At 66.8% G+C, this 11804-nt stretch carries 10 protein-coding genes; 4 read left to right on the top strand and 6 right to left on the bottom strand.

Features of this window, described 5'->3' with window-relative positions; genetic code table 11:
- From addB to trxA, 3 genes are all read left to right on the top strand, one after another.
- A partial coding sequence (gene addB / locus H8A92_RS37170) for a double-strand break repair protein AddB (RefSeq protein ID WP_229200228.1) occupies window positions 1-1195 on the top strand: 1195 nt, incomplete at its 5' end.
- Window positions 1189-4668, top strand: coding sequence for a double-strand break repair helicase AddA (addA, locus tag H8A92_RS37175; RefSeq protein ID WP_229200229.1), 3480 nt, complete (start codon window positions 1189-1191; stop codon window positions 4666-4668). The genes addB and addA, both read left to right, overlap by 7 nt.
- A gap of 115 nt (window positions 4669-4783) precedes the next feature.
- Window positions 4784-5104: a thioredoxin gene (gene trxA / locus H8A92_RS37180; RefSeq protein ID WP_016847387.1), complete on the top strand. Its 321-nt coding sequence runs from the start codon at window positions 4784-4786 to the stop codon at window positions 5102-5104.
- 54 nt (window positions 5105-5158) lie between these two features.
- On the opposite strand, the gene H8A92_RS37185 is transcribed toward trxA, so the two are convergent.
- From H8A92_RS37185 to trpA, 4 genes are all read right to left on the bottom strand, one after another.
- Window positions 5159-5899: a metallophosphoesterase family protein gene (locus H8A92_RS37185; protein WP_229200230.1), complete on the bottom strand. Its 741-nt coding sequence runs from the start codon at window positions 5897-5899 to the stop codon at window positions 5159-5161.
- Between the two features lie 141 nt (window positions 5900-6040).
- On the bottom strand, window positions 6041-7285 hold the full coding sequence (locus H8A92_RS37190) for a bifunctional folylpolyglutamate synthase/dihydrofolate synthase (protein WP_420831425.1): 1245 nt from the start codon (window positions 7283-7285) through the stop codon (window positions 6041-6043).
- Between the two features lie 95 nt (window positions 7286-7380).
- On the bottom strand, window positions 7381-8322 hold the full coding sequence (gene accD / locus H8A92_RS37195; protein ID WP_229200232.1) for an acetyl-CoA carboxylase, carboxyltransferase subunit beta: 942 nt from the start codon (window positions 8320-8322) through the stop codon (window positions 7381-7383).
- 104 nt (window positions 8323-8426) lie between these two features.
- On the bottom strand, window positions 8427-9263 hold the full coding sequence (gene trpA / locus H8A92_RS37200) for a tryptophan synthase subunit alpha (protein WP_229200233.1): 837 nt from the start codon (window positions 9261-9263) through the stop codon (window positions 8427-8429).
- Window positions 9264-9335: 72 nt separating this feature from the next.
- On the opposite strand from trpA, the gene H8A92_RS37205 reads away from it, so the two are divergent.
- Window positions 9336-9680, top strand: coding sequence for an endonuclease domain-containing protein (locus tag H8A92_RS37205; RefSeq protein ID WP_229200234.1), 345 nt, complete (start codon window positions 9336-9338; stop codon window positions 9678-9680).
- Window positions 9681-9759: 79 nt separating this feature from the next.
- On the opposite strand, the gene trpB is transcribed toward H8A92_RS37205, so the two are convergent.
- A complete protein-coding gene (gene trpB, locus H8A92_RS37210) occupies window positions 9760-10977 on the bottom strand; it encodes a tryptophan synthase subunit beta (protein ID WP_229200235.1) in 1218 nt (405 codons plus the stop codon).
- Window positions 10974-11633: a phosphoribosylanthranilate isomerase gene (locus H8A92_RS37215; protein WP_229200236.1), complete on the bottom strand. Its 660-nt coding sequence runs from the start codon at window positions 11631-11633 to the stop codon at window positions 10974-10976. Before H8A92_RS37215 ends, trpB begins: the two co-directional genes overlap by 4 nt.
- Between the last annotated feature and the right edge of the window lie 171 nt (window positions 11634-11804).

An 11804-nucleotide genomic window follows, 5' to 3' on the forward strand; every position in this document is an offset into this window, starting at 1 on the left:
GCCGCGGATCGATCCGTGGCTGAGCCGGCCGATGCGGCACGAGCTCGGGCTCGATCTTCCCGAACGGCGCATCGGCCTCTCCGCGCACGACTTCGCGCAGCTGCTCGGCCATGACGAGGTGATCCTCACCCATGCCGCCAAGGTCGGCGGTGCGCCGGCGGTCGCCTCGCGCTTCCTGCATCGGCTCGAAGCGGTTGCGGGCGAAGCGCGCTGGAAGGCCGCGACCTCGGCCGGCGAAACCTACGTGCAATATGCCGCCGAGCTCGACCGGCCCGCCAAGGTCGAGCCGATCCCGCAGCCGGAGCCGCGGCCACCGCGCGAGGCGCGGCCGCTGAAAATGTCGGTGACCGCGATCGAGGACTGGCTGCGCGATCCCTACACGATCTATGCTCGGTACATCCTAAAGCTCGATCCGCTCGATCCCGTCGACATGCCGTTGTCGGCCGCCGATCGCGGCTCGGCAATCCACGAATCGCTCGGCGAGTTCACGCAAACTTACGCCGACGCGCTGCCCGACGACATCAAGAGCGCGCTGCGCGACATCGGGGCCAAGCATTTCGCGCCCCTGATGGAGCGGCCCGAGGCGCGTGCGCTGTGGTGGCCGCGCTTCCAGCGCATCGCGGCGTGGTTCGCCGAATGGGAACAGGCACGGCGCGGCAGTATCGCCGCAATCAAGGCCGAGATCCGCGGCGAAATCGGCATTCCCCTCGACGATGCCAGGACCTTCACCCTCTCCGCGCGCGCCGACCGCATCGAGCGGCGCGATGACGGCAGCTTTGCGATCCTCGACTACAAGACCGGCCAGCCGCCGACCGGCAAGCAGGTGCGCATGGGGCTGTCGCCGCAGCTGACGCTGGAAGCCGCGATCCTGCGCGAGGGCGGTTTTGCCGAGATCCCGGCGGACTCCTCGGTCGGCGACCTCGTCTATGTCCGGCTGAGCGGCAACAACCCGCCGGGCGAGCAGCGTTCGCTGGAGCTGAAGATCAAGACCAGCGACACGCCGCAGCCGCCCGATGAGGCCGCCGACAGCGCGCGGCGCAAGCTGGAGGCCCTGATCCGCGCCTTCGACGACGAGCAGCAGGCCTACACCTCGCTGAACCTCTCGATGTGGGCGAACCGCTACGGCGCCTATGACGACCTCGCGCGCATCAAGGAATGGTCCGCGGCCGGCGGCCTGGGGATCGAGGAATGGTGAAGGCAGCGCGTCCCATCCCGCCGGCGGTGCGCGATGCGCAGGCGCGCGCGTCCGATCCGAAGGCGTCGACCTTCGTGTCGGCCAATGCCGGCTCGGGCAAGACCCACGTGCTGGTCCAGCGCGTCATCCGCCTTTTGCTGTCGGGCGTGCCGCCGGAAAAGATCCTCTGCATCACCTTCACCAAGGCCGCCGCGGCGAACATGGCCGAGCGTGTGTTCACGACGCTGGGCCACTGGGTAACGCTCGACGACGATGCACTCAACGCAGCGATCCGCGAGGCCGGCATCACTCATCCGGATTCGAAGCTCCGCAGGGAAGCGCGAAAACTGTTCGCCTGCGCGCTGGAGACGCCCGGCGGGTTGAAGGTGCAGACCATCCACGCGCTGTGCACCCGCCTGCTGCAGCAGTTTCCGTTCGAGGCCAACGTGCCGGCGCGCTTCGCCGTGCTCGACGACCGCGACCAGAACGAGATGATGGAACGCGCCAATCTCGCGGTGTTCCTGGAGGCGTCGCGGATTCCCGACAGTCCCATCGGCCGCGCGCTGCGGACCGCGATGGCAAATGCGGCCGACGTCACCTTCAAGGAGGTGGTGCGCGAAGCCTGCCTCAGCCGCGACCATTTCATGGCCTGGACCGATGCCGCCGGCAACGCCACGGCCGCCGCCGCGCAGCTGTCCGCCGCGCTCGGCGTTTCCGCCGATATTCGTATTGAGGATGTCGAGCGCGAGATCGTCGACGGGCCCTATCTCAAGCGTGCCCGGTGGAAAGAGATCGCGGCGACGCTCGATACCGGCAGCAAATCCGACCAGGACCAGGCGGCACGGCTGCGCGAGGCGCTGGTGTTCACCGACGCTGCGCAGGTCGACGCGTATCTTGCCGTATTCCTGACCGATGCCGACCGCACGCTTCGCAAATCCGTGGTGACGAAGAAGTTCTGCGACAACAATCCGGCAGTGGGCCGGCTGTTCGAGGCCGAGACCCGACGCATCCTGCCGCTGATCGAACGCCGCCGCGCCGTGGTCGCGCGCGACCGCACCGAGGCGCTGATCCACATCGCGACCGCGGCGGCCGCGCATTACCGGCGCGAGAAGCTGGAACGCGGCCTGCTCGACTATGACGACCTGATCGACAAGACGCTGGCGATGCTCGATCGCGTTTCATCGGGCTGGGTGCATTACAAGCTCGACCGCGGCGTCGACCACGTGCTGATCGACGAGGCGCAGGACACCAGCCCGCGGCAATGGGACATTGTCGCGCACATCATCTCGGAGTTCACCTCCGGCGCCGGCGCGCGCGACGGCCTGGTGCGCACGGTGTTCGCGGTCGGCGACGAGAAGCAGTCGATCTTCTCGTTCCAGGGCGCCGCACCGCGCGAATTCGACCTGCGCCGGCGCGAGCTGAAGCGGCGGTTCGAGGAAGCCGGGCTGAAATTCGACCCGGTGTCGTTCACCTATTCGTTCCGCTCGGGACCGGTGATCCTGCATTCGGTCGACCATGTCTTCCGCGAGCAGGAGATCTTCCGCAGCATCCATGCGGTCGAGAACGGCTACCCGATCCACAATGCGATGGCCGATGCCGGTCCCAGCCTGATCGAGCTCTGGGATCTCGCGGTTGCCGACGATCGCCAGGACATCGAGGGCTGGCGCGCACCGTTCGACGGCGTCTCGGTGACGAGTCCCGAGGTAAAGTTGGCGCGGCGCATCCAAGCCGAGATCAAGCGCCTCGTCACCAGCGGCACCATGACCGGCAGCGAAGGCGGACGACGGCCGCTGCGCTACGGCGACATGCTGATCCTGGTGCGACGGCGCGGCAACGCCTTCGACGCCGTCATCCAGGCGCTGAAGCACGCCAACATCCCGGTCGCCGGCGCCGACCGGCTGAAGCTGACCGAGCACATCGCGATCATCGACCTGATGAACCTCGCCGATGCACTGCTGCTGCCGCAGGACGACCTCGCGCTCGCGGTGGCGCTGAAGAGCCCGCTGTTCGGCCTCGACGACGACGATCTGTTCAAGCTGGCGTATCAGCGCCGCGGCTCGCTGCGCGAGGCACTGACCGCGCAGGCGCCGACCGAAGAGCGATTCGCGGCCGCGCTGCGCCGCCTCGAACAGTGCGAGCGCCGCTTCACCGAGGAGACGCCGTTCGCGTTCTACGCCTGGCTACTCGGCGGCGACGGCGGGCGGGCGCGCATCCTGCGCCGGCTGGGCCACGAGGCCAACGACGCGCTCGACGAATTCCTCGAACTGGCGCTGAGCTATGAGCGCAAGGCGCCGGCTTCGCTGCAGGGCTTTGTCGCCTGGCTGCGCGCCGCCGACACCGAGGTCAAGCGCGACATGGAGATTTCGCGCGACGAGGTGCGCGTGATGACCGTGCACGGCGCCAAGGGCCTCGAGGCATCGGTGGTGTTCCTGGTCGACACCACGACCTCGCCGTCGGACACGCAGCGGCTGCGGCTGATCCATCTGCCGCAGGGCAATGCCGCGCCGAACGCGCCGGGCGTCGTGGTGTGGGCCGGCAAGAAGGCGGAGGATCCCCCCGGCGTGGCCGACGCGCGCAGGGCGATGCTCGGCGACACCGAGGACGAATATCGCCGCCTGCTCTATGTCGCGATGACGCGCGCGGCCGACCGGCTGATCGTCGGCGGCTGCATGCCCGGCAACATGAACACGGTGCGCAAATCCTCCTGGTACGATCTGATCACCAAGGGGCTCGCCAATGCCGGGTTGAAGCTCGAGGAGATTGAGACGCCGGCCGGCAAGGTGATGCGCTATTCGCGGCCGGACGACGTCGTTGATCTCACCGGCGCGACCGCATCAACGGCCGAGGCGCCGGTCGCGCTGCCGTCCTGGCTGCGGACTGCGGCCGCGCCCGAAGCCGTCGCCGCGGGCGTGCTGCGCCCGTCCGATCCGGCTGACGGCGACAGCCATCCGATCCGGACCGGCGAATCGGTGCTGTTGCGCGCCCGCGCCCTGCAACGCGGCACGCTGGTGCATCGCCTGCTGCAATCGCTGCCCGATGTCGCGGTGGAACGACGGCTCGGCGCGGCGCTCGGCTATCTTGCGCGCAACGCCGATGGCTGGAGCGAGGAAGAGCGCGCGGCGCTGGCCCGGCAAGTGGTCGCCCTGACCGTCGATCTGCGATTCGCGCCGGTGTTTGCCCCCGGCAGCCGTGCCGAGGTTTCGATCGTGGGCCGGCTGGCGCTGCCGGGCCGGCCGAAGGCGCTCGTCTCGGGCCAGATCGACCGGCTGGTGGTCACGCCGAACGAGGTCCTGATCGTCGATTTCAAGACCAACCATGCCCCGCCGACAACCGCGGCCGAGGCCCCCAAGGGTTATGTCCGGCAGCTCGCGCTGTACCGCGCGGTGCTGGCAAAGCTTTATCCCCAAAGGATCATCCACGCCGCCCTGCTCTGGACCGAAACCCCTGAAATGATGGAGATTTCCGCCTCCGCGCTGGACGCCGGGCTGGCATAAGTTCATGTCAGCGTGAGCGAGCTTGACCCGGCAAGGGGGCGTTCATACGTTTGCCCCATGCTCCCGGGCGCGATTCTCAACCGCGCCCTTTGTCCCAACCGAACGAGGTACTGACATGGCCGTTGGCAAGGTTTCTGACGCCGATTTCGAAGCCGAAGTGCTCAAGGCGACCGGGCCGGTGGTCGTCGACTTCTGGGCCGAATGGTGTGGCCCCTGCCGCATGATTGCGCCCGCTCTCGATGAGATTTCCGGCGCGATGGGCGACAAGGTCAAGATCGTGAAGCTCAACGTCGACGAGAGCCCGAAGACCGCATCGAAGTATGGCGTGATGTCGATCCCGACCCTGATGATCTTCAAGGGCGGCGAGATGGCGTCCCGTCAGGTCGGCGCCGCTCCGAAGGCCAAGCTGCAGCAGTGGATCACAGCTGCGGTCTGATCCGTTTCGAATTAGCTGATTTACGGACGGCCGGCGCAAACCGGCCGTTTTGTTTTACCTGATCCATCCGGTCGCCAGCGCCGAGGCGAGCTCGGCCTGGCCATTGCGCCGCGCCAGCGCCGCCATCGCTTCGTAGTCGTACGGGATGTGGCGGAAGGTGACGTCCCACGCATCACCAGCCCGTTCGAGGATCGCGTAGCGCGCATCGGGCGAACCGGCTTCCACGACATGCGGATGCGGCTTGCCGGCGCGATAGCCGGGCGAGCCGACGCTGCCGGGATTGACGATCAGCCTTCCGTCGTGAAGCCGCACCGCCCGCGCGGTGTGCGTGTGTGCACAGAGGATCAGCGATTGCGCTACGCCGGCTGCCCTCGCCTCGATCGATTCCAGCGAAGACATCAGAACCTCGCCGCCCGGCAGCACGGTGTCGAGCCAGTAGGTTTCATCGTCCTGCGGCGTCGCGTGACAGAGGAAAACCTCCTCGCGATAGACCGCATTGGCCGGCAGCGTGCGCAGCCAGTCGAGATGCCGCGGCTCGAGCTGGGTATAGGCCAGCCGCTCCCAGGAGCCCATTTTCTCGTGCGGACGGTCGATCAGATAGCGGTCGTGATTGCCGAGCAGGTGGACCGTATCGAGCTCCATCAGCGTGTCGATCGTCGGCCGGGCGTCGAGCGGCCCGCTCACCATGTCGCCGAGATCGACGATGTCGGAAATGCCCCGCGCACGAATGTCCGACAAGACAGCTTCGAGCGCGAGATGGTTGCCGTGAATGTCGGCGATCGCAGCGAAACGCATGATGTCAGTCGTCTCCGTTGCCTGTCCCGGACTCAGCACAGCACGCAGTGGTGCGCTGCTGAGCCGGGGCCATTGCGTCGAGGTGGGTCCCGGCTCTGCGGAGCATCGCTGCGCTGCACCGCGTCCGCGACACCGGATTGATCATGCAGGAGGCGTGCCGTTGGCCGCAAGCACGGGGCCGGCGAGGTACAGCGAGCCGGTGATCAGGATGCGCGGCGGCACCTCGTAGGCCAAGGTGGCAAGCCGTTGCAACGCGGCGTCGACGCCGCTTGCGATCTCGACCCGCATGCCGAGCGCGCGCGCGGCATCGGCGAGTTTGTCCGGCGCCATGCCGTTGTCGCGGCCGGGCACCGGTACCGCAATGATGTGGCGCGTCAAGCCGGCGAAATTGGCAAGGAATGAGTTGGCATCCTTGTTGGCCATCATGCCTGCGATCACGACCAGCGGCCGTGACACACGCTCCTCGAGATCGCCGAGCGCCGCGGCCGCAACGCGGCCGCCTTCGGCGTTGTGGCCGCCATCGAGCCAGACCTCGGAGCCCTGCGGCCCCTGACAGACGAGGCTGCCCGAGACCAGCCGCTGCATCCGCGCCGGCCATTCGGCGTTGACGATGCCGGCCTCATAGGCAGCGATACTGAGCTTGAAGGTGTCGATCGCACGCAACGTCGCGATCGCAAGGCCCGCATTGTCGAACTGGTGCCGGCCGAACAACTTCGGCGCGGCGAGATCCATCAAGCCGCGCTCGTCCTGATAGACCAACCGGCCGCGCTCCACGCCGACATGCCATTGCTGGCCGGCCGCATGCAGCGGCGCACGCATGCGGTTCGCCTCCGCCTCGATCACGGCCATCGCATCCGGGGCCTGCTCGGCGCAGACCACCGGCACCTTGCGCTTGATGATCGCAGCCTTCTCGCCGGCGATCGCCGTCAGATTGTCGCCGAGGAATTCCATGTGATCCATGCTGACCGGCGTGATCACCGCGGCCAGCGGCGTCTCGACCACGTTGGTCGAATCCAGCCGGCCGCCGAGGCCGACCTCAAGCAGCGCGACATCGGCCGGATGTTTTGCGAACAGGCAAAACGCAACAGCGGTTTCCATCTCGAAGATGGTGATGGGATTGCCGGCGTTGATGCGCTCGCAATCCTCGAATGTCGCGCGCAGCTCGTCGTCACCGACGAGCTTGCCGCCGCCTGTGGCGCCCAGCCGGTAGCATTCGTTGATCCGCACCAGGTAAGGCGAGGTGAAGACGTGCACCCGCAGGCCTGATGCTTCGAGAATCGCGCGCAGGTAGGCAACGGTCGAGCCCTTGCCGTTGGTGCCGGCGACATGGATCACCGGCGGCAGCTTGCGCTCGGGATGATCGAGCCGCTCCATCAGGCCGCGCATGCGATCGAGGCTGAGATCGATGCGCTTGGGATGCAGCGCCGATAGCCGCGCGATCAACGCCTCGAACGAGGGTTGCGATGGGGCCGCGCTTGCGGTCACGCGTGCGGCGCGGCCGGCACCGTCTCAGGTGCCGTGACGATCTGGGCCGGCTCGGTGACCGCGGCCGTGGGCTTCGATGCGGTTTCGAGCGCCGGCGCCTTGGTCAGCAGGCGGCACAGCCGCGCCAGCGTCGCCTTCATCTCGTGGCGGTGCACGACCATATCGACCATGCCGTGCTCGCGCAGATATTCGGCGCGCTGGAAACCTTCCGGCAGCTTCTCGCGAATGGTCTGCTCGATCACGCGCGCGCCGGCAAAGCCGATCAGAGCGCCGGGCTCGGCGATCTGGATGTCGCCGAGCATCGCATAGGACGCGGTGACGCCGCCGGTGGTCGGATTGGTCAGCACGACGATGTACGGTTGCTTGGCCTCGCGCAGCATCTGCACGCCGACCGTGGTGCGCGGCATCTGCATCAGCGACAGGATGCCTTCCTGCATCCGCGCGCCGCCCGATGCGGCGAACACGATGAAGGGCGACTTCTTCTCGACCGCGAGCTCGAGCCCGCGCACCATCGCCTCACCGGCGGCCATGCCGAGCGAGCCGCCCATGAAATCGAAATCCTGCACCGCGACCACGACGCCGGCGCCCTCGAGCTTGCCGTAGCCGACCTTGATCGCATCGTTCAGCCCGGTCTTGGTGCGGGCATCCTTGATGCGGTCGACATATTTGCGCTCGTCGCGGAATTTCAGCGGATCGGCCGTCACCTCGGGCAGCGCGACGTCGAACCAGGTTTCGTTGTCGAAGATCGACTTCAGCCGCGCCACCGCGCCCATGCGCATGTGGTAGTTCGAGCCGGGGATCACGAACTGGTTGGCCTCGACGTCTTTGTAGAACACGAGCTGCCCGGAATCCGGGCATTTGATCCAGAGATTCTCCGGCGTCTCGCGCCGCAGGATGTTACGGATCTTCGGCCGGACGACGTTGGTGAGCCAATTCATGGTTCGCTCCGAAATGCGGATCGGTTCCGCACCAGCTGGATATATGGCGGGCCGGGCGAACCCGGCAAGCCGCCATTAGCGGCCTTGTTGCCGCAAAATGTGGCTTATTCAGCGGCCTGCTTGGCGCCCCGGACCCCCTGCGCGAGTGCGGACACCAGGTCCGCCACCGCGCTCACGGTCTTCGGCGTCGCGCGGCCTTCGGCATCGAGGCTGCCCTTCAGGGCATCGACCAGCGCAGTGCCGACCACGGAGCCATCGGCGTTCTCGGCGATCGCACGCGCCGCTTCCGGAGTTCGGATGCCGAAGCCGACACAGACCGGCAGGGCAGTGTGCCGCTTGATGCGCGCCACGGCCGCTCCGACGACCTTCGAATCGGCTGCGGCGCTGCCGGTGATTCCGGTGACCGCGACGTAGTAGACAAAGCCCGAGGTATTCGCGAGCACCGCCGGCAGGCGCTTGTCGTCGGTGGTCGGCGTCGCCAGCCGGATGAAGTTCAGGCCGGCCTTGATCGCGGGGATGCAGAGCTCGGTGTCTTCCTCCGGCGGCAGGTCGACGATGATCAGGCCGTCGACGCCGGCGGTCTTGGCATCGGCCAGGAAGCTGTCGACGCCGTAGATGTAGATCGGATTGTAGTAGCCCATCAGCACGATCGGCGTGGCGTTGTCCTCCTTGCGGAAGTCGCGGACCATCGTCAGCGTCTTGCGCAACGTCATGCCGCCCTTGAGCGCGCGCAGACCGGCCGCCTGGATCGACGGGCCGTCGGCCATCGGGTCGGTGAACGGCATGCCGATCTCGATGACGTCGGCGCCGGCTTTCGGCAGCGCCTTGAGGATGTCGAGCGAGGTTTTCGGGTCGGGGTCGCCGGCCATCACGAAGGTAACGAAAGCGGAGCGGCCCTGCTGCTTCAGCTCGCCGAAACGTGCGTCGATACGGGTGGTCATGATTGGACAGTCGCTGTGCTATACCTCTCCCCTCCGGGGAGAGGTCGGCTGCGCAGCAGCCGGGTGAGGGGGATGGAGCGGTTCAAGGCGAGAGCTCGAAGCCTCCGCGCGTCACAGACAAGCGCCGAGGCAAAGCTTTGGCAGGCGCTGCGCAATCGCAGGCTAGCGCGATGGAAATTCCGTCGCCAGCATCCGATCGACCGATACATCGTCGATTTCGTTACGCTTGATGGGAAGCTGATCGTCGAAGTCGACGGCGTAACGCATTCAACATCATCAGAGATGAGACGCGACGAGGCCAGGACCAAGGTCCTCGAAGCCTGCGGCTTTCTCGTCGTTCGGGTCTCTAACACCGATGTGTATGAGAATCTCGAAGGCGTACTTGAGCTGATCGAATCATCTCTCCGGTTCGAATGAGTGGCGAGACCCCTCACCCGGCTGCTACGCAGCCGACCTCTCCCCGACGGGGAGAGGTAAGGGAGGAGCGCCCAGCCCGTCACTTCTGCCTCGCCTTCAAGATGTCGCCGACCTGCGGCACGTCCTTGTCGCCACGGCCCGAGAGATTGACCACCATCAGATGATCCCTGGGCCGCTGCGGTGCGAGTTCGGACAGTTTCGCAATGGCGTGCGCGGATTCCAGCGCCGGGATGATGCCTTCGAGCCGCGACAGCAGTTGGAATGCCGCCAGCGCTTCCTCGTCGGTCGCCGAGAGATATTTCACGCGGCCGGTCTCATGCAGCCAGGAATGCTCGGGGCCGATGCCGGGATAGTCGAGCCCGGCGGAGATCGAATGTGCTTCCTCGATCTGGCCGTCAGCGTCCATCAACAGATAGGTACGGTTGCCGTGCAGCACGCCGGGGCGCCCACCGGCGAGCGAGGCCGCGTGTAGCTGCGTCAGCCCGTGACCGGCGGCCTCGACGCCGAAGATCTCGACCGAGGGATCGTCGAGGAACGGATGGAACAGGCCCATCGCATTGGAGCCGCCGCCGATGCAGGCGATCAGCGAATCCGGCAGGCGGCCCTCGGCCTCCTGCATCTGCTTGCGGGTCTCGTGGCCGATGATCGACTGGAAATCGCGCACCATCATCGGGTAGGGGTGCGGGCCCGCCACCGTGCCGATGCAATAGAAGGTGTTGTGCACGTTGGTGACCCAATCGCGCAGCGCGTCGTTCATCGCGTCCTTCAGCGTGCGCGCGCCGGACTGCACCGGGACGACCTTGGCGCCCAGCATCTCCATGCGGATCACGTTCGGCTGCTGCCGCTCGACGTCGACCGCGCCCATATAGACCACGCATTCGAGCCCGAACCGCGCGCACAGCGTCGCGGTCGCCACACCATGCTGGCCGGCGCCGGTCTCGGCGATGATGCGCTTCTTGCCCATGCGGCGCGCGACCATGATCTGGCCCAGCACGTTGTTGACCTTGTGCGAACCGGTGTGGTTGAGCTCCTCGCGCTTCAGATAGATCTTGGCGCCGCCGAGATGCTCGGTGAGCCGCTCGGCGAAATACAACGGCGAGGGCCGGCCGACATAGTCCTTCAAATAGACGTTCATCTCGGCCTGGAACGCCGGATCGGCCTTGGCGTCGGCATAGGCCTTTTCGAGATCGAGGATCAGCGGCATCAGCGTTTCCGCGACGAAGCGTCCGCCGAAAATGCCGAAATGCCCGCGCTCGTCGGGACCGCTGCGGAAGGAATTGGGAAGGTTTGGATTCATCGAACCATCAGTTCTTGGGTTGCGCGTGCGGCGCGGATGAAGGCGCGGATCAGCTCGGGATCCTTGACGCCGGGCGTGCGCTCGACGCCCGACGAAACGTCGACCCCGCCGGCGTGGGTGACGCGGACAGCTTCGGCGACGTTCTCGGCGTTGAGCCCGCCGGAGACCATGTAGGGCAGCGCGAGATCGAGATTCTCCAACACGTGCCAATCGAACGGCGCGCCGAGCCCGCCCGGCCGCGTCGCATCCTTCGGCGCGCGCGCATCGAACAGGATGCGGTCGGCGACGCCGGCATAGCCCGGCAGTGGCGCGAGATCGGCTGAGGTCTCGACCGGCAGCGCCTTCATCAGCGGCAGGCCGAACTTCTGCTTGAGATCGCGCAGCCGCGCCGTGGTCTCCTTGCCGTGCAATTGCAGGATATCCGGCCGCAGCGTCTCGATGATGTTCTCGATGGTCGCGTCGTCGGCATCGACGGTCAGCGCGACCTTCACGGCGCGGCCCTTGGCCTGTTTGCCGAGCTCGCGCGCGGTCTCCAGGCTGATATGGCGTGGCGAGGGCGGAAAAAACACGAACCCCACCATGTCAGCCCCGCCCTCGAGCGCGACGTCGAGCGTCTCGCGCGTGGACAGGCCGCAGATTTTGACGAGCAGGGGCATGGTCTCGAAACGGGTCTCTCAAAACGGGTTTTCGGGCGGCCGGAACAGGGGCCTACCCGGGACCGACGGGGCGGGTTCTACAACGTCGCGCCCTGCTTGTCTCGCCCGGCAGACCCGTAAAAGCCCAGCTGGGCCGGGGCCGAACGAGGCTGCGCGTCGTTCCGGGCGGCG

This window comes from Bradyrhizobium acaciae, assembly GCF_020889785.1.
GTDB classification, from domain to species: domain Bacteria; phylum Pseudomonadota; class Alphaproteobacteria; order Rhizobiales; family Xanthobacteraceae; genus Bradyrhizobium; species Bradyrhizobium acaciae.

What these genes read in the sequence shown, in the direction of transcription:
- addA (WP_229200229.1), top strand. Translation starts at nt 1,189, where the DNA reads ATGGTGAAGGCAGCGCGTCCCATCCCGCCGGCGGTGCGCGATGCGCAG.
- trxA (WP_016847387.1), top strand. Translation starts at nt 4,784, where the DNA reads ATGGCCGTTGGCAAGGTTTCTGACGCCGATTTCGAAGCCGAAGTGCTC.
- H8A92_RS37185 (WP_229200230.1), bottom strand. Translation starts at nt 5,899, where the DNA reads ATGCGTTTCGCTGCGATCGCCGACATTCACGGCAACCATCTCGCGCTC.
- H8A92_RS37190 (WP_420831425.1), bottom strand. Translation starts at nt 7,285, where the DNA reads ATGCGCGGCCTGATGGAGCGGCTCGATCATCCCGAGCGCAAGCTGCCG.
- accD (WP_229200232.1), bottom strand. Translation starts at nt 8,322, where the DNA reads ATGAATTGGCTCACCAACGTCGTCCGGCCGAAGATCCGTAACATCCTG.
- trpA (WP_229200233.1), bottom strand. Translation starts at nt 9,263, where the DNA reads ATGACCACCCGTATCGACGCACGTTTCGGCGAGCTGAAGCAGCAGGGC.
- H8A92_RS37205 (WP_229200234.1), top strand. Translation starts at nt 9,336, where the DNA reads ATGGAGCGGTTCAAGGCGAGAGCTCGAAGCCTCCGCGCGTCACAGACA.
- trpB (WP_229200235.1), bottom strand. Translation starts at nt 10,977, where the DNA reads ATGAATCCAAACCTTCCCAATTCCTTCCGCAGCGGTCCCGACGAGCGC.
- H8A92_RS37215 (WP_229200236.1), bottom strand. Translation starts at nt 11,633, where the DNA reads ATGCCCCTGCTCGTCAAAATCTGCGGCCTGTCCACGCGCGAGACGCTC.